At 45.5% G+C, this 19,703-nt stretch carries 10 protein-coding genes; 6 read left to right on the forward strand and 4 right to left on the reverse strand.

Features of this window, described 5'->3' with window-relative positions; all coding sequences use genetic code 11:
* The first annotated feature begins 7 nt into the window (after positions 1–7).
* The 6 genes from AC6RGY_RS08125 to AC6RGY_RS08150 all read left to right on the forward strand — a co-directional run bounded on the left by AC6RGY_RS08125 (position 8) and on the right by AC6RGY_RS08150 (position 12,524).
* Positions 8–1,510, forward strand: coding sequence for an SBBP repeat-containing protein (locus tag AC6RGY_RS08125; protein WP_499861577.1), 1,503 nt, complete (start codon positions 8–10; stop codon positions 1,508–1,510).
* Between the two features lie 44 nt (positions 1,511–1,554).
* The gene (locus AC6RGY_RS08130; RefSeq protein WP_499861581.1) at positions 1,555–3,666 is read left to right on the forward strand and encodes an SBBP repeat-containing protein; all 2,112 of its coding nucleotides are present in this window, start codon (positions 1,555–1,557) and stop codon (positions 3,664–3,666) included.
* Positions 3,667–3,742: 76 nt separating this feature from the next.
* Entirely contained in the window at positions 3,743–5,794 is a 2,052-nt protein-coding gene (locus AC6RGY_RS08135; protein WP_499861585.1) for an SBBP repeat-containing protein, read from the forward strand.
* 70 nt (positions 5,795–5,864) lie between these two features.
* A complete protein-coding gene (locus tag AC6RGY_RS08140; protein ID WP_499861590.1) occupies positions 5,865–7,913 on the forward strand; it encodes an SBBP repeat-containing protein in 2,049 nt (682 codons plus the stop codon).
* A gap of 87 nt (positions 7,914–8,000) precedes the next feature.
* Positions 8,001–10,133 (forward strand): SBBP repeat-containing protein, encoded by a 2,133-nt coding sequence (locus AC6RGY_RS08145; RefSeq protein ID WP_499861594.1) that lies wholly within the window; start codon positions 8,001–8,003, stop codon positions 10,131–10,133.
* A 291-nt stretch (positions 10,134–10,424) separates the two neighbouring features.
* Complete coding sequence (locus AC6RGY_RS08150) at positions 10,425–12,524, forward strand: SBBP repeat-containing protein (protein ID WP_499861597.1); 2,100 nt, start codon at positions 10,425–10,427, stop codon at positions 12,522–12,524.
* A 68-nt stretch (positions 12,525–12,592) separates the two neighbouring features.
* On the opposite strand, the gene AC6RGY_RS08155 is transcribed toward AC6RGY_RS08150, so the two are convergent.
* The 4 genes from AC6RGY_RS08155 to AC6RGY_RS08170 form a co-directional block, all read right to left on the reverse strand.
* Complete coding sequence (locus tag AC6RGY_RS08155) at positions 12,593–13,687, reverse strand: SDR family oxidoreductase (RefSeq protein ID WP_499861602.1); 1,095 nt, start codon at positions 13,685–13,687, stop codon at positions 12,593–12,595.
* A 216-nt stretch (positions 13,688–13,903) separates the two neighbouring features.
* On the reverse strand, positions 13,904–16,939 hold the full coding sequence (locus AC6RGY_RS08160) for an MMPL family transporter (protein WP_499861604.1): 3,036 nt from the start codon (positions 16,937–16,939) through the stop codon (positions 13,904–13,906).
* A 253-nt stretch (positions 16,940–17,192) separates the two neighbouring features.
* Positions 17,193–18,533 carry a sensor histidine kinase gene (locus tag AC6RGY_RS08165; protein WP_499861606.1) on the reverse strand — a complete coding sequence of 447 codons (1,341 nt, stop codon included), beginning with the start codon at positions 18,531–18,533 and terminating at the stop codon, positions 17,193–17,195.
* Positions 18,530–19,249 carry a response regulator transcription factor gene (locus AC6RGY_RS08170; protein WP_499861609.1) on the reverse strand — a complete coding sequence of 240 codons (720 nt, stop codon included), beginning with the start codon at positions 19,247–19,249 and terminating at the stop codon, positions 18,530–18,532. The genes AC6RGY_RS08165 and AC6RGY_RS08170 overlap by 4 nt, the downstream gene beginning before the upstream one ends.
* Positions 19,250–19,703: the final 454 nt, after the last annotated feature.

Raw genomic sequence — 19,703 nt, forward strand, 5'->3', positions numbered from 1 at the left:
GCTACCATTGAATCCCATTGTGGTTTTCTACTCCACTTATCTAGGGGGTGGATCAGCTGATTGTAGCAACGGCATCGCCGTTGATGATGCTGGTTTTGCCTATATAACCGGCTTCACAGATAGCTCTAACTTTCCTATCACATCGGGGGCTTTCCAAACCCGCTTTCCCAATGCTTGTAGTGTATTTGTCACAAAGATGAACCAAGCAGGTAGCTCCATCATCTATTCCACCTATCTCGGAGGCACAAATGCTTCAAATATCGGGAAAAAAATTGCCGTCGATCAAGGCGCATTCGCTTACATTACTGGAGAGACTGGTGCCACCAATTTCCCTGTTACACCTGGAGCTTTTCAAACCCGTTTACCGGGAGGATTAACCTCTTCCTTTGTAACCAAGTTAAATACGACAGGTACTTCGCTCGTTTATTCAAGCTATCTGGGTGCAAGTGACATTGACTCTGCTGAAGACATCACCGTTGACAACGCTTCCGCTGCCTATGTGACAGGGGTAACGAGCTCAAGCGATTTCCCCGTTACCTCCGGCGCCTTTCAAACCCGTCTAGCTGGTAGCAACTTCGATGCTTTTGTGACGAAGTTTAGCGCCAGTGGATCCACTCTTCTCTATTCCACTTTTCTCGGGGGAACAAATGAAGATCAAGCTTTCGCCATCGCTCTTGATTCTCTCGACTCCGCCTATATAACTGGGCTAACATCTTCCACCAATTTCCCCATTACATCAGGAGCTTTTCAAACTCAATTTAGCGGCGGTTCCAATCCAGACGCCTTTGTGACGAAATTTAACCCAGAGGGATCTTCTCTTGTTTATTCCTCCTATCTTGGCGGTGGGGGCCGTGATTTAGGACTCGGTATTCATGTTGACTCCATGGGTGCTGCTTACGTAACAGGGGAAAGTTCTTCTGGAAATTTCCCCATTACACCAGGAGCTTTTCAAACAAAATTAAATGCATTCAGCAATGCCTTTGTAACCAAATTCAACCCTCAAGGTACTCGACTCCTCTACTCTACCTTTCTAGGGGGAAGTACATTTGCGAACACAGGTACAGGGATTACAGTTGATCCTTTTGGTCAAGCTTGGGCTGTCGGCATCACGGAGACAACCAACTTTCCTGTCACAACCGATGCCTTTCAACTGAAGATGCAGGGTGATACAAACGCCTATCTTACCCACATCAGTTTCACAGGGGAGAACCTCTTATATTCAACCTATCTGGGTGGATCTCGAGTCACCATGGGATTTGGTATCGGAATCGATGTCAACCAGGCGGTCTACGCCACCGGTGCCACCAACTCGACCAACTTCCCCGTCACACCAGGAGCCTTTCAAGAATCCACTCAGACGGCGATAGATACAACAGATTCCTATATCATCAAACTGGGACCTCTAGTCCTAGGAAGTACCGGAGCAACAGGGGCAACGGGACCCCAAGGCCAGCGCGGACCCAGGGGACCAAGAGGAAGGCGTGGGAGGGCACAAGGAGGGGAAAGGTAGCTTTATTTCTGTCAATAAAAAATCGATAAAGGAGGAAGAATAAAATGTTACAAGAAAAGTGGAGACACGCCCCCTCCTTCTGGTCATCCATCAAAAGAGAACAGGTGGATGAGGGCAGAATAAAACGGAAAATGCCCATCTATATGAAGAGTGCTAGCATTCATCTCTCTTTTCACTTTGACCGGGTTATTCTTACATCAACCACTATTCCCTCTACTCAACTGACGATTCAATTCGCCGAGGCGACTCCTTGTCCAGATGTCTACACTTTCAATAGGAGTGATTCTCCCGACGTACTCCTTCCTTCACGAAAAAATCCTCTGATTTATAAAAATATTTGGAGTGGAATTGATGCTCACTACTTCCTTCATGAAAAGCATCTCAAATATGAATTTGTCGTTCATCCTGGTGCTTCTATCGAAGATATTCGCCTGATTTACCAGGAAGCACAAGAGATTATGGTCAATGAAAAAGACAAATTAGAAATTTATACACCCACCGGTACATGGATCGAGAAAATGCCAATTAGTTTCCAAGTTGATAAAAAAGGGGAATTACACACCATCACCACTCACTTCAAACGGATCGATCATCGTACGGTGGGCTTCATCGTTCGCGATCCATATGATTCTACCCTCCCACTCATCATCGATCCCATCGTCTTTTATTCTACCTATTTAGGAGGCGACACGATTGACCAAGGATTCGATATTGCAATCGATCCCACAGAATGTGCTTACGTTACCGGCTTAACCGAATCCGCTGACTTTCCTGTTACTTCGGGAGCTTTTCAAACTCTCCTTCCCGGTGGGCTCTGCAGTGCATTTGTAACGAAACTGAACCAAACAGGAAGCTCGCTCCTCTACTCTACCTTTCTCGGGGGAAGTGTTAGCGACGCAGGAAACGGTATTGCCGTTGATCAAAAGGGGGCAGCTTTTGTTACTGGGGGTACCAGCTCCACTAACTTCCCTGTTACGTCGGGGGCCTTTCAAACAACGGCTGTCTTTGGCGGTGCTTTTGTCACCAAATTATCTTCTACAGGATCTTCACTCCTCTACTCCACCTATTTAGGAAGCGATGGAGCCCATTCCGGAGAAGGAATTAAAGTGGACACCTCCGGATTTGCTTATGTCGTCGGCACAACCAGTGGTGGTGGATTTCCCGTAACAAGTGGTGCGTTTCAAACCATTCCCGCTGGAGGAAGGGATGCCTTCATAACGAAGTTCAACCCTCTCGGCACTTCTCTCATCTATTCCACCTTTCTTGGTGGAGGCGGATTTCAGAATACATTAAATGAAGGTTCTGCAATCGCCATCGATACAGAGGGTTTCGCTTATGTCACTGGATTTACCTGTTCGACGCTCTTTCCCGTTACCAGCGGAGCCTTCCAAACCTTGAATCCTGGCGGTCGCAATATAGAAAATGCCTTTGTCACGAAATTAAATCCCACAGGAACCTCGCTTGTTTATTCCACCTACCTCGGCGGAGAAAGTGACGATGGCGGAGAAGATATTGCAATCGATTCAAAGGGATCCGCTTATGTGACGGGCTGTACCAATTCCAATAATTTCCCTGTCACAGCAGGGGCCTTTCAGCGTGTTGTCGGCCCTTCTGGTTCTGCCTTTGTCACAAAACTTTCTCCGAGCGGGTCTAAACTCAGTTATTCCACCGTACTTGGTGGAAATGATGCCAGTTTTGGAGAAGGTATCGTCCTTGATTCCTTTGACAATGCCTGGATTGCTGGGTCCACCGGCGCACAGGACTTTCCTACTACCCGCGACGCCTTTCAAGATCGATTACGAGGAGTTGCCAACATGTTTCTCACTCAACTCAACTTTGCTGGTACAGGAGTTTTATTTTCTACTTATTACGGAGGGGGTGCTGCAGGAGGTGCCTCTTCGATTGCAATCGATCCGCAAGAGCGGATCTATGTTACAGGAGATACGCTTTCGAACGATTTTCCGATTACTCCAGGTGCATTTCAAAGTCAAAATCGCTCGAGACCAGCAGCAGGGGATGCTTTTATCGTAAAAGTAGGGCCCCTTTTACCTAGAGGAAGAAGCGGAGCAATGGGGGCAAGAGGCTCACAGGGGCAAAGAGGCCTTCGCGGAGCAAGGGGCGTACGCGGTAGTCAGGGAGAAGGGGAAGAACGATAGGTAAGGCCATCGCTCTAGGAAGATCGATCGATTAGCAAGTGAACGTACTATCTCATACCAAAAAGGAGGAATACGGTTGTCTCCCACAAGACAAAAATCGCTCTCACAACAGCATCAACACCCCCTATATATAAAAAAATCCTATTTGACACTCACATGTTATTCCAATGAAGTGATGATTTCATGTTTGAAAAAGCAACTCCGTCTCACTCTTCGCTTTTCTGGAGCGAACCCTTGCCAGCCCATCCACATCGAAAAGAGAAATCACCCCTCTTCTTCTCTATGTAATCCCTTGGTTTACAAAAACTTATGGGAAGGTATCGATGCCCACTTCTATCTCCAAGACGATTACCTTAAATATGAATTTACTGTTTCTCCTGGAGCTTCCATCGATGATATTCGCCTCTTTTATCGGGAAGCTCGTGAGATTTCCCTCAATGAACAGGGCGATTTAGAGATTCAGACACCTATGGGGGTTTGGATTGAGAAGAAACCGATTAGCTTTCAGTACGATAGAAAGGGAGAATTACACACGATTACTACCCACTTCAAACGGATCGATCATCGTACGGTTGGCTTCATCGTTCGCGATCCATATGATTCTACCCTCCCACTCATCATCGATCCCATCGTCTTTTATTCTACCTATCTGGGAGCAAGAAGAATTGACCAGGGATTTAGTATCACAGTCGATTCCATAGGATGTTCTTATGTCACGGGATTAACGGATTCCCCTACTTTCCCCGTTACTACCGGAGCCTTTCAAACTCTCCTCCCCGGCGGAATCTGTAGTGCATTTATCACGAAGGTGAGCCCAGGGGGACGATCTATTCTCTACTCCACCTATCTCGGGGGAAATATTAGCGATGGAGGAAATGGCATTGTCGTTGATGAGAAGGGTGCCACTTATATTACTGGAGTCACAAGTTCCACTGATTTCCCCGTAACGTCTGGCGCTTTTCAAACAACAGTAAATTTTATTAGTGCCTTTGTTACCAAACTATCTCCATCCGGTTCTACTCTCCTTTATTCCACCTACTTAGGAAAGAGCGGATCGGATTCGGGTGAGGACATAGCAATTGACAACTCTGGATTTGCCTATGTTGTGGGGACAACCGGCGGAAGCGGATTTCCCGTTACAAGTGGTGCGTTTCAAACCCTTCCGGCTGGGGGAAGGGATGCTTTCATTACGAAGATCAATCCCTTCGGCACCTCACTTATCTATTCTACTTTTCTTGGTGGAGGCGGATTTGAAAACACATTAAATGAAGGTTCGGCAATCGCCATCGATACAGAGGGTTTCGCTTATGTCACTGGATTTACCTGCTCGGCGCTCTTTCCCGTTACCAGTGGAGCCTTCCAAACTTTGAATCCTGGTGGGCTCACTGTAGAGAATGCCTTTGTCACGAAATTAAATCCCACAGGAACCTCACTCGTTTATTCCACCTACCTCGGTGGAGAAAGCGACGATAGCGGAGTAGCTATTGCGATCGATTACTGGGGATCGGCCTATGTGACCGGCTGTACCAATTCAAATAATTTCCCTATCACAGCAGGTGCCTTCCAGAGTATCGTCGGCCCATTTGGAGCCGCCTTTTCCACAAAATTGTCTCCGAACGGGTCTAATCTCATTTATTCCACCGTTCTTGGTGGAAATAATGCCAGTTTCGGACAAGGTATCGTCCTTGATTCCTTTGATAATGCCTGGATTGTTGGCTCCACCCTCGCGCAGGATTTTCCTACTACCCGCGACGCCTTCCAAGATCGATTACTAGGAGTTGCCAACATGTTTCTCACTCAACTCAGCTTTGCTGGCACAGGGGTTTTATTTTCTACGTATTATGGAGGGGATTCTGCAGGAGGTGGCTCATCGATTGCGATCGATATGCAAGAGCGGATCTATGTTACAGGGGATACAACTTCGAAAGATTTTCCGATTACCCCTGGTGCATTTCAAAGTCAAAATCTCTCGGAAGTAGGGGGAGCAGATGCTTTTATCGTCAAAGTAGGTCCCCTTTTACCTCGAGGAAAAAGTGGCGTAAGGGGGGCAAGAGGGTCACAGGGGAAAAGAGGCCTTCGCGGAGCAAGGGGAGTACGCGGTAGTCAGGGAGAAGGAGAAGAACGATAGGCATCCGCCCTATGCAGTTCGATCGGTTAGCAAGTGAACGTACTATCTCGACCAAAAAGGAGGAATATGGTTGTCTCCCACAAGACAAAAATCGCTCTCACAACAGCATCAACACCCCCTATATATAAAAAGCTCCCATTTGACACTCACATGTTATTCCAATGAAGTGATGATTTCATGTTTGAAAAAGCAACTCCATCTCACCCTTCAATTTTCAGGAGCGAACCCTTGCCAACCCATCCACATCGAAAAGAGAAATCATCCATCTTCTTCGCTATGTAATCCCTTGGTTTACAAAGATATATGGGAAAATATCGATGCACACTTCTATCTCCAAGACGATTACCTTAAATACGAATTTACTGTTTCTCCTGGAGCTTCCATCGATGATATTCGTCTCTTTTATCGGGAAGCTCGTGAGATTTCCATTAATGAACAGGGTGATTTAGAGATTCAGACACCTATGGGGATTTGGGTTGAGAAGAAACCGATTAGCTTTCAAATTGATAGAGAGGGAAAGCTTCACACCCTGTCTACCCATTTCAAACCACTCGACCATGCCACAACTGGATTTGTCATTCAAGATCCATATGATTCCACCCTCCCACTCATCATCGATCCAATCGTCTTTTATTCTACGTATTTAGGAGGCACCAGAATTGACCAAGGATTCGATATTGCAGTCGATACCACAGAATGTGCTTACGTTACCGGTTTAACAGAATCCCCAAACTTCCCTGTTACTTCAGGAGCCTTCCAAACTCGTCTCCCCGGTGGGCTCTGTAGTGCGTTTGTTACGAAATTGAACCAAACAGGAAGCTCGCTCCTCTACTCTACCTATCTCGGGGGAAGTGTTAGCGACGCGGGAAACGGTATTGCCGTTGACCAGAAGGGGGCAGCTTTTATTACTGGGGGAACCAGTTCCACCAATTTCCCTGTTACCTCGGGTGCCTTTCAAACAACGGCTGTCTTTGGCGGTGCTTTCGTCACCAAATTATCTCCTACAGGATCTTCACTCCTCTACTCCACCTATTTAGGAAGCGATGGGGCCCATTCTGGGGAAGGAATTAAAGTAGACACCTCCGGGTTTGCCTATGTCGTCGGCACAACCAGTGGTGGTGGATTTCCCGTCACAAGAGGCGCGTTTCAAACCATTCCCGCTGGGAATAGGGATGCCTTCATAACAAAGATCAACCCCTTCGGCACCTCCCTCGTCTATTCCACTTTTCTTGGCGGAGGCGGATTCCAGAATACGATAAATGAAGGTTCTGCGATCGCCATCGATACAGAGGGTTTCGCTTATGTCACTGGATTTACCTGCTCTACACTCTTTCCCGTTACCGGCGGAGCTTTTCAAACGCTAAATCCAGCTGGTCGAAACGTTGAGAGCGCCTTTGTCACCAAATTAAATCCCACAGGCACCTCGCTTGTGTATTCCACCTATCTCGGCGGAGAAAGCGACGATGTCGGAGAAGATATTGCTATAGACTTATGGGGATCGGCCTATGTGACGGGTATTACCAATTCAAATAATTTCCCTTTCACAGCAGGGGCATTTCAAAGTGTTGTCGGCCCTTCTGGCTCCGCATTTGTCACAAAATTTTCTCCGAATGGTTCTAACCTCATTTATTCCACTGCTCTGGGTGGAAATGATGACAGTTCTGGTTCAGGAATCGTCCTTGATTCTTTCGACAATGCCTGGATTGTTGGATCCACCTCCGCGCAGGACTTCCCTACTACCCGCGACGCCTTTCAAGATCGATTATTAGGGCTTGCCAACATGTTTCTCACTCAACTCAGCTTTCCTGGTACAGGGGTGTTATTTTCTACGTATTATGGGGGGGATGCCGCAGGCGGTGGCTCTACCATTGCCATCGATACGCGAGAACGAATCTATGTCACAGGGTGTACGACTTCGAAAGATTTTCCCATTACCCCTGGCGCCTTTCAAAGTCAAAATCTCTCGGGAGTAGGAGCAGGAGATGCTTTTATCGTAAAAGTAGGTCCTCTTTTACCTAGAGGAGGAAGAGGGGCAAAGGGGGCGACAGGCTTTCAAGGAAGTAGAGGGTCTCGAGGGGCAAGAGGACCCAAAGGAAAAGCCAACGGGAAGCAGGTGTAAGAGAAAGAAAAAGAAAATTGACTCACTTCTTCTCTCAGTACACATAAACTGACTATATAGGAGAGAAATAAAGGAGGTCATTCTGGCATGATACGCACAGACAAGAAAAATTCAACGCAAGACCGCAACAGGGAAGAGCTCATCGTCCTACCAAAGCTACTTTTTCACTCACCTTACGCAGGAGATAACTACCTTCCAATTTTTCTTACAGAAGGAACAACCTATTCCTTCTCCTTCTATTCCAACCATGTCGCTATAAACCTGTTCCCACAAAGATGGAATGAAGATGACTCAGAAAAAAATGCATCCGCAGTTAAGCTTGAGCTGCACTTTCTCCATAGCAACCACTCTGTTCAACCGGAGGGAAGAAAAGCCTTCGCCTCTGATAAAAATGGCAAGACCCATTATCAAGAAATTTACTACCGCCAACTGTGGCCTGGAATTGACGCTCGCTTTTATGGCACTGCAAGCGAGTTAAAATATGAATTTATTGTCCAACCTCATGCCAATTTGAAAGATATCCGCTTCACCTACACTGGTGCAGATAGCCTTACCATTGCGAAAAACGGAGACCTTCATATTCATACACCTTGTGGTGCCCTCATCGAAGAAAAACCCATCAGTTTTCAAAGTGGTAGGAGGAAGATCTCTACCCAATTCACCTTGGATCGACATCAATCCATCGGCTTTATGCTAGATGATTGGATTGATCCCACCCTCCCCCTCACGATTGACCCCGTGGTCTTTTTTTCCACTTATCTGGGTGGTCTAAGTAATGATAATGGAACGGGAATCGCTGCCGATAAAGACGGTTTCTCTTATGTAACTGGGTGTACCCAATCGGCTAATTTCCCTGTTACAAGTGGCGCTTTTCAATCCACTTTTCCCGGAGGGCTATTTAGCTCCTTTATCACTAAGATGAATCCATCCGGAACCTCCCTCGTCTACTCCACCTATCTCGGTGGAAATGGATCGGACATTGTGAACGCGATAGCGATCGACCAAACAGGAACGGCTTTCGTCACAGGCGTAACGGAATCGACGGATTTCCCTATTACATCCAATGCCTTTCAAACACAACCAAATCAACTAAGCGATGCTTTTGTGACCCGACTTGCCCCTTCCGGATCTACTTTGATCTTTTCCACATTCCTCGGAGGGGATAGTGAAGATCTGGGTGAAGGAATTGCGGTCGATGCACAAGGATTTTCCTATACTACAGGCGTCACCGCTTCCAATAATTTCCCTGTAACTTCGGGAGCTTTTCAAACCGTATCCAGTGGCCTTTTTAGTGTATTCGTCTCTAAACTAAATCCCAGCGGTTCCTCCCTTATTTACTCCACATACCTGAGTGGGAGTGACGTAGATGAAGGATTTGCCATTGCAGTAGACGATTCAGGACTGGCTTATGTCACCGGAGAAACCTGTTCCCTCGATTTCCCTGTTACATCTGGCGCCTTCCAAACCATGTTTGCAGGTGGACCTGAAGATGCCTTTGTAACGAAACTAAATGAGGGCGGAACCGGCCTTCTCTATTCCACCTACCTAGGTGGGGACAGCCGTGATCTTGGGGTAGGCATTGCACTTGACGCCAAAGGCTTTGCTTATGTGACTGGGGGGACAGAATCGGACAACTTCCCCGTGACGTCGGGAGCCTTTCAAACAATCAACAAAGGTGGTGAAACTGCCTTCGTTACCAAATTGAACCCTACTGGTACCAAGCTTTCTTACTCCACTCTACTAGGTGGTAGCCAGACGCAACAAGGAAACGGCATTGTCGTCGATTCCTTTGGGAATGCCTGGGTAGCTGGTGATACCGAATCGAATGATTTCCCCATAACAGATGATGCTTTTCAAGACCAACTACTAGGTATAACAGATGCTTTCTTCACTCAAGTGAGCTTCGCAGGCACGGGACTTCTTTTTTCCACCTATTATGGTGGCACCAATACCGATCAATCGTTTGCTATCGCGATCAACTCCAAAGAGCGACTTTTCGCGACAGGGGCCACACTCTCACGAGATTTCCCTGTCACTCCTGGAGCGTTCCAATCACAATTAAATACATTTCTCTTCAGTGATTCTTTTGTCGTCAGCTTCGGACCGGACACTCCTTTGGGTCCTACTGGACCGACTGGTCCCCGCGGAGCTACCGGTCCCCGTGGACCTCGTGGAGCACGGGGACCAAGAGGCAGAACAGGCGAAGGGGAGGGTGCCTAACGTACTTGCTTGATGCAATGGAGTTGATTAGTAGCTCAGGAGCTTCACGTTCTCTCAGAACGTGATTGATGGGCGGTGGCATCTCCTATCGCTACCTGATCTAGAAGCTCAGTGTCTCTCAAGGAGAAGCCACTCACCCACCTTTCAGCCATTTTCTTAGGGTGGGCTTTCACCCTTATCTTCAACGACAGTTTTTCCAACTGGTGAAATCAAGTTTCAACAGATAGAGATTCATCTATACAAAGTTCATCGTAGACAGTCTCATAAAATCATGATGCAGAGGTGTACTCGATGTTAAAAGAAATACAGGCGAAACGAAATTTGAATCCTTCTCACATAGGAATGACGTCTTCTCTTCTATTTCAGCCCCTTTACCAAATAGATAAAAAGCAGACCTATTGTACGCAGGGTGAAGGATTTCAGCTCATATTTTTCGCTGACCGAATGCATATTCAACTCTCTTCTTTAAATGATGGATCTTCCCTCAGTGAACTGGCTCTCCACTTTATCCAATCGAACCCTTGTGTCCAAATCCAAGGCACTCAACCCACCATAGAAGGAGAACCTTCCTATCAACAGCTCCTTTACAAAAACCTCTGGCCTGGGATTTCTGCCCGGTTTCTTGGGACAGAATCCCAATTGAAATATGAATTTATCGTTTCCCCTCATGCCAACGTAGATGACATCCGCTTTACCTATCAAGGAGCCGATTCCGTCACCATTGCCGAATCAGGCAATCTTCATATTCAAACATCTAGGGGCCTTCTCATCGAAGGAAAACCCGTCAGTTTTCAGACCGATACAGAAAGCCCCATTGCGACAAGCTTTGTCTCACACGACGACAATAGCTTCGGATTCCGGATAGAGGGAAAAGTAAATCCTTCTCTTCCTCTTGTAATTGATCCCATCGTTTTTTTCTCTACCTTCCTTGGAGGAATGACCGACGATTGCGGTTTCGGAATTGCAGTAGATGACCAAGGATTTTCCTATATAACGGGGAGTACGAACTCGACTAATTTCCCAATTACTTCGAATTCCTTCCAAACTTCTTACCCTGGAGGAGAGTTCAGCGTATTCGTCACAAAAATGAATCCCATCGGTTCTTCCATCGTTTACTCCACTTATATTGGTGGAAATACAAGCGACATTGGACAAGGGATTGCTATCGATCCAAATGGGGCCGCCTACATCTCTGGCATTACGAGTTCGACCAACTTCCCCACAACATCAGGCGTATTCCAATCTCAGTTTGGGAGTGGAATTGACGCTTTTGTCACCAAACTTGCTCCCTCTGGCTCTTCTTTGGTGTACTCTTCTTTTCTAGGTGGCACGAACTTCGATTCAGCCAATGCCATTACTCTTGATGAAGCTAATTTCGCCTATGTTACCGGATCAACTGCTTCCAACAATTTTCCGGTAACAAGTAACGCGTTCCAATCCCAATTGGCGGGAAGCTTTAATGCATTCATCAGCAAAGTAAGCCCTGATGCCACCACACTGATTTACTCTACCTACCTTGGTGGAGCAGATATGGATGTGGGTTTCTCCATCGCTCTTGATACTTCGCAAAACGCCTTCGTGACGGGTTTAACATCCTCCAATAACTTCCCTGTAACCTCGGGAACGATTCAAACAGTATTTGGGGGTGGTTCTGAGGATGCCTTTGTCGCTAAACTAAATGTCACCGGCTCTAGCCTATTTTATTCCACCTATCTCGGTGGACTCAGCCAAGACCTCGGTATAGGAATCACCGTTGATTCTGTTGGAGCTGCCTATGTAACTGGATCAACTGGTTCAGTCAACTTTCCTGTAACACCTGGAGCTTTTCAATCGGCACTACTTGGCGTACAAAATGCCTTCGTCAGCAAAATTAACCCAAGAGGCTCTGAACTTGTTTATTCCACTTTCCTGGGTGGCAATCTTGTCGATTCAGGCAACGGCATTGTGCTCGATCCATTTGGAAATGCATGGATAGGTGGAGATACGGAGTCGTCCAATTTCCCTACCACCTCCAACGCCTTTCAAGATCGACAACGCGGAATAACAAATGCCTTTTTTACTCTTCTCAGTTTTGCAGGTACAGGGATCCTTTTCTCCTCTTATTATGGAGGGCGGGCGATCGATCAAGCCTTCGCCCTATCCATTAATCGTAAACAACAAATTTTCGCGACAGGGGCCACCAATTCCACCAATTTCCCGATAACCCCTGGAGCTTTTCAGACGGAGTTAAACACCTCACCAGGAACAGAAGATGCCTTCGTCGTCAGCATAGGATTTAATCTTCCCACCGGCCCTACTGGGGCAACGGGTGCCACGGGACCTCCAGGCCCACGTGGTCCACGTGGAGCTCGCGGGCCCAAAGGGGCATCCGCAGGAGAGGAAAGTGTTTGATCGGAGATTTCTGTGAAATTTCCGTAAAAAAAGATGAGCACCCCATGGTTGGGGCGCTCATCTTTGACTTAAACAGTCTTCAATTGTTTTGTTTCGTCATCTTTATGTTGTTGATAATACGCCACCATACTCTCCAGTACCTCTTTAAAGTCAGGACAGACAATCCCTGACCCTGCTAGATCCCTTTCTGCCTGTGTACAATCGTAGTGAGCAAAGCAACTGAAATAATCCAGGGATTTTTGCTCTGCGCGTAACCATTTACGAAAAGACTTGATCCTTAATAACCGCTCCGTCCATTTAATTGAAGCTTCTGTTTTTGGACTTCGACTAAAAATCTTCTCATGAAGGAGGACATATATTTCTTTCCAGTGATACGGGTTCGAACTGGTTAGGTGATAGGTCTTCCCTTTTCCCTCGTCCAGATGAGCGAGATAAAGGGTCGCATCGACGAGATAATTCACCGGCACCAAATTAGCCTCAGCGCTTTCTTCAACAAAGTTGGGGAGAAAAGGGAGAAAAGAGAGTCGATCCAACAAATTAAGAAGGAAATACGGACCATCAAATTTTGCTGTTTCTCCTGTCTGAGCATCACCTATCACAATCCCAGGACGGATAATCGTTGTTGGTATGTGTTCCTGAACTTTTCGTACATCTAACTCCGCTTCAAACTTCGTCTGCTCATAGTAATTTTTAAACCCTTGGTGATGCTCTAGCTCAGTCTCTAGGATCGTCCCTTCACGCTTTCCTGAAACATAAGCGGTGCTAAAATAGATGTACCGCTTTAAAAGGGGAAGCTCCTGTACCCATTGATTCACTTGCTTTGTTCCTTCAACATTTACCTTCGTGGCTATGTCAGCAGTAACCGCGAGATCATAAATCGCCGCCAAGTGAAAAACATGGGTTACACTCTCTTGTAATTGCTTCTGAATATCTTCTGTTAAACCTAAATGTGGGTGGGTAATATCTCCTTCGATTACAGTCACCTGAGCCGGGGCAAGCACTCCTTCACGAATCCATTCGCTAACTTCCTGCTCCGCTTTCTCCTTCATTTCAGGCAACACCAACAGAAACACCTGTTCAACTTCTTGTTTGCTCATAATTCCGTCTATTAAGCGCGTAGCAATAAATCCCGGAAAACCGGTGAAAAAGTAGCTATTCCCCATATTCTTCACCTTCCTTGTCTCATTATACAAACAAGTGCAGGAAATACTTTTTTAATCATTCACTAAAATCATTGTACAATGGATCCTTTCAAACTTCATCAGTCCCTAGCAGGTAGAGCCAGAGGCGGATTTGATTGATCCGCCTCTTTCCCCTACTACGCTTGGTCAATCCAAGTAAAACCTTCTTACAGAAGATGTTCCACAATCTTTTCTTCCTTACTGGTCTCCCTCAATCATTGAGTCGTCTCTGTCTTTTTCATGGACAAGGGGACGATTAATTCGTTCTTGGATGGAGATCAGCGCGGGCATTAATACAGGTAAGAAGAATACGGCCAGTAGAGCCAAGCCGACGATAACAACCGTTGCGATCTCCATCAAGGAAAGGACTTGAGAGGGATAAAGTGCGGCAAAGGTTCCACATAAAATCACTGCCGCCGAAATAACGACTGTTCCGATATGCTTCGAGGCTTCCACAATGGACTGACTCGGTGAAAGATGCGCATGTTCCTTGTATCTCATCATCAAGAAAATACTGTAGTCCACACCCAGTGACACAATCATGATAAGTGAGAAGAAAGGAATCGTCCATGCTAAGCCTGGGTAGCCGAGAATAGCAGTAAATACCTGTTCGCCTACTGTTAAGGCAATAATATAGGCCAGAGCGAGTGAGCCAAGAATAAACACCGTATTCCAGAATGAACGCAAAATCCAAAGTAGCATCAAGGCAATGCCGGCAAACATGAACATGGCTGTTCGTCCAAGATCATCTGTGGAAATTTGATTCAAGTCTCTATTCATCGAAGAAATGCCGCCCACTCCATACGTTGCCTCTTCAAAAAGGGTTCCATTTGTCTTGGCATCCATCATCTCTCGTATGCTCCCCACCGTATCAATGGCCTCTTCTGAGTAGGGGTCTTCTGCAAGAATGATTCGCCATTCCATGATCTTACGATCATCCGACATATAGCCATCCAATGCTTTTTGATAATCCTCACTTTCCTTCGCTTCTTCTGGGACGAAGTACCTTTCTGTGGCTTCTGTATTAGCCAATTGGGCTAATAATCCTTGTGCACCTTCCAAGCCAGCAGAGACCTCTCCCAAACCTTCTGTACTTTTCTCAAGACCCTCTTCCAACTGCGTCAAACCATCACTTAACTTGCGTTGCCCATCGTTGATTTGACTCAATGCTTGCTCCATTTTTTTCAAGCTAGCAATCATGGTTGCTTGGCCTTTCGTTCCTTGCTCAATTTCATTGGCAATCTCATTGGCGCCACTTTCTAGTTTTTTGGCGCCTGCAATCTGTTGGGAAAGGCCTTCTCCTATCTGTCCTAACCCCGTATTAAGTTTATTAAAGTTCTGATTGAGCTCTAAAAATCCTGCAACAGGCTGACTTATTTGTTCCAATTGACCTCTTGCATTTTTATAAACGTCGCTATCTTTAATCTCTGGATACTCCACTTCTAATTGGTCAAGCCATGTTTCTACTTTTTGCAGATCCTCATTTATTTTTGTTAGCGGTTCTCCAAGCTTAGCGTAACCCTCGTACACCTGATTGTATTGCCCATTCAGGTTAGAGATTGCTTTGTTGGTCTCTTCCAAGCTCTGTCTGAGTTGCGTCATCCCTGTACTCAACTGTCGCGCTTTTGCTCCACCATTCGGATCATACTCAGCCTCTATCCCTTTTCGCATCTGAGCCAGACCATTTTCTACTTGATCGGTCGCTCGGATCAACTCGCCTACACTGTCAAAGCCACCGGCTTCACTAAGGCCACTTTCAATCTCGTCGACCCCTTTTTGTGCTTCTTCTAACCCTTTTTCCGTTTCACCTGTTTGTTTTTGCACATACAAATCTTCAATCCGTTCGCCCTTCGGACGCGTAGGTGAGAACACACTTTTCACACCGTCTACCCGTTCCAACGAGCCCGTAATCTCATCGATGAGTGCCAAAGATTCATCCGAATCCAATGGTTTGTCGGATTTTAATACAATGCTGGTAGGCATCGATTCACCTGGGCCAAAACTTTCCGAAACTGCTTCGAACCCTTTCACTGATTCATACCCTTCGCCTACTTCATCCAAGCTATTGTAAGACAGCGCGCCGTCATAAAAGAACAGAACCGGACTGCTGAGAAGGGCCACGATAAGAATAGCAATGACCGGTCGCTTCACGGAGGTAGATGACATCCACTTCCAAGAGCGAGATTCGCCATGTCCACCCACTTTTTTAAGAGGCCAAAATAACTTTGCCCCTAAAAGAATGAAGAAGAAGGGAAGTATGGTGAAGAGAACCAATATCAGCGTAAGAACCCCAATGGCTACAGCTGCTCCCGCTTTATAAATAGAAAACTGCGCAAAGTACAGTCCACTAAAGCCAATCATGACAGCCAATCCACTATATAACACCGTTTTTCCTGCTGTGCGATACGTCTCCAAGACTGCTCGCGTAGTCGAACGATGCTTTCCTAACTCTTCTTTGTAACGGGAGAAGAGGAGAATATTATAGTCCGTTCCAATACCGAATAGCACCAGTACAAGGAACACCTGAGTAAAATTCGCGAAAGGAAAATCGATGTATTCCACCATATTGGCGATAATCGATAAGGACACCAAGTAGGAAACTCCTACTGTCAAAAGGGAAATAACCGGTGTCACTGGTGATCGAAAAATCACAATAAGAACCAAAATGATAAAGATAACCGTAAAGATTTCTGTTTTCTCAACACCTTCTAGAGAGGTCTCCGCCATACTTTCTGTAATTAATTCCGGCCCGGTAAGATAATGAGTCACCTCAACCTCAGAAAGCGCTTCCTCTATATCATCACTCGTCTCTTTGACACTACGATCCCCTCTTCCCACCTTAAGAGAAGCTAAGACCGTCGAGCCATCTTCCGAGATCAATTCTTCTTTTAACTCTTCACTGTCCAAATGAGAAAGCATGTCGGTAATGCCCAAGCTACTTTCTTCTTGTTTTAACAACGAAAGCCCATCTTCAATCTCCTTCATCTGAGCCTCAGTCAATTTGTCTTCTGAGTCAAACACGACTGTAATGCTCATGTCCTTCCCAGATGTTGAGCCATCATTCATCTCTTGCTGTAAATCCGCTGCCACTTGAGAAGAATAGTCGGAAGGAATTTCGGGATCTCCCTTCTCCTTCACCAGTTCTTCTAAGTTCGGCATAAATAAAAGGGCTGATGCCGTCACAACAATCCAAGCGACGAACAAAGCCACTCGAATCTTTAATATTCTCTGCATGGTCATGCATCTCCTCCATCTCATTCGTCCTCATTATCTTATCAATGAAATCTAAACTGAAAGTGAAGCAATCCTAAAAAGTGATAAAGAGAATCATAAGGATGATCAAACTCTTTTTTCAACCCATACTTAACCATTGTGAAGCAGGTGGCTGAACTCCACCTGCTCTGAAAAGCTGAGCCCGTACAACTTTGCCGTAAATCACGTCAAACATTCCATGGTGATATGATCCTACACTTACACCCTCTTGATATTAGAAAGGTTCATGGTACATCGGTAATGTGAATGTTACCCCTAGTCCTCCCATAGAAGAAGTATACGCATCGATTCTTCCCCCATGCTGTTCCACAATTGCCCGACTAGAAGCTAAACCTAAACCAGTGCCCCCGGTTTCTCGCTGTCTCGATTGATCGACAGTAAAAAGCAACTGAAAGAGGCGAGGTTGATCTTCTTCCGCCACCCCTATGCCATTGTCTTCCACACAAATACGAACTTCCTTGCCTTCTACCTTCCCCGAAAGCGCAATCGTTAAATGTTCTTTTCCCCCATAGCGAACGGCATTGCTGAAGAGATTAGCAAACACACGTCGAACCATGGCTTCATTCATCATAACCTGCAAACTATCCGGTAGATCATTCTCAATAGTTAAAGTGTGCCCCAATCCAGATAATTCTACTTCGTATTCCCGAGAGATGGAGGTAAAGAAAGGGACAAAAAGAACCGGTTGGATCGGCATTTGATGCAAGGTAACTTCATCATGAGCATACATGGAGAATTCATCTACCAAATCGGTAATAAACTTTGATTTTCGCTGGATCAGCTGTATGTATTCCTGCTTTTGCTCATTTGAGAGGTCTGGATGGGCCAAGATCAGTTCAAGAAAGCCATTGATCGTGGTTAGCGGTGTCTTGAGATCATGGGCTATAGCCGCAATCATATCCACTTGTTCACGATGGGAACGCAGGATACGTTCTTCCATCTTGCTAAATTGGCGATACAGCGAGCCAATTTCGTCTGTACGACGAGTGGTAAGCGGTTCGTGCTCTCTGTGCTGCCGACGAAAGTGAACTTGTTCCAGTCGCTCGTTTAGATGGGTTAAAGGGCTGGTGATCATTTTATGAAAGAGAAAGGTCAGCAAAATAAAAAATATGGCTAGAATCGCGGTGAGCACCAACATAATGTCGGTTAAGGCCTGCTTGTCTTGAAACTTGATCTTGCGCTCGACCGCCAGCACACCTACTAGTTCTCCTTCATGCCAAACGGGGTAAGAACGCGGACCTATATAGCGACCCACCTCAGTCAAAAAATCGGCTTTGTAAGCAATCGTTTGCGCATCCGCTTCATAAAGCGTCAATATCAGTTCCCTCTCCCTCGCCTGCTTACGAATAAAATTTCGTAACACTTTCTCCTCTTGTGGCAGTTCCCCCAATTGATTGGCTAATGCCAGTTCCTCTGGCTTAAGTTCTGCAATCTGAAGATTTCCTCTTTCCAGAATGCCATCTACCACAATCTCTTCTACAAATAACGACAGCAAAAAAAACACCATGGTTGTAATGGATAAAAAGATGAGTGGAATTTTAAGTTTTAGTTTCATCTATTAATGTCCTCATCCACAAATTTATACCCTACTCCCCAGATGGTCTTAATAACATGTTGTTTCTTCCCTAATTTTTTACGTAAATTCTTTATATGAACCGTAACCGTGTGAACCTCTCCTAAGTCATCCCCCCATACATTTTCATAAACTTGTTCCCTCGTAAGTACTTGGTTCGCATTTCGCACAAGGAAATGTAGAATTTGAAACTCTTTTGTTGAGAGTTCTAACTTGACGCCATCGAGAAAAGCTTCATAGGTGTTGGCATTGGTGCGTACGCCGGTATCTTCTGGCAGGTCAATTCGCCCTGATAAGCGGTGACTATTATACATATTTTGCTCAATGCGATCTGTTTTACGAAAATGAGCCTTTACCCTCGCCGCTAATTCCTGCACGCTAAATGGTTTGGTCATGTAATCATCTGCACCGATCTCCAGACCAATCACCTTATCCATCTCACGATCCCTGGCACTTAAGAGGAGGATCGGAATATGTTTTTCTGCTCGCACACGACGACACACCTCTAACCCATCTACACCTGGCATCATAATATCCAAGATCAAAAAACCTACCTCGGGATGATGATGAATTTTCTCTAGAGCTTCTTGCCCCGAATAAGCAGGAATGACGAGAAATTGTTCATATTTCAACGTGTCTGTGATGAGACGAACAATATCTTTGTCATCATCGACAACTAAGATGGTGCGTTGTTTCACAGCTTTCTCCCTCCAAGCGTGTGTTGCTATTTACTTAATCACCAGATAAGCCAATGATTCACCACAATCCTACTGAACTCTTTTCAACCTGGTGATAGGTCACCCTTCAATCAATTAGATGAGCATCTGAACATCTTTCTTGCCTTTTCTCTATTTTACATCTTTTTATCGATCGTACACGCCAATGTAAGCAACCTTTTGTTTTCATTTATAGTCGTAACCCTCCTCACATAATATTATCTATTTAAGTGATGACAGTCTAATCCCTGTACTTAAATGTATTATTTATAACCTTGTTTTTTCTGTTGAAAATTAGAAGCAGTTGGCTATATTAAACCTACTTTTTCTCTCTTTATCCAGATTATCTAATCTAGCACTTGAAATTATAAAAAAGTTCCCCTATAATTGATTTATATTTTGAAAATATCAGACTAGTAAACTTTTTTATTCATAG

This window comes from Mechercharimyces mesophilus, from assembly GCF_059818345.1.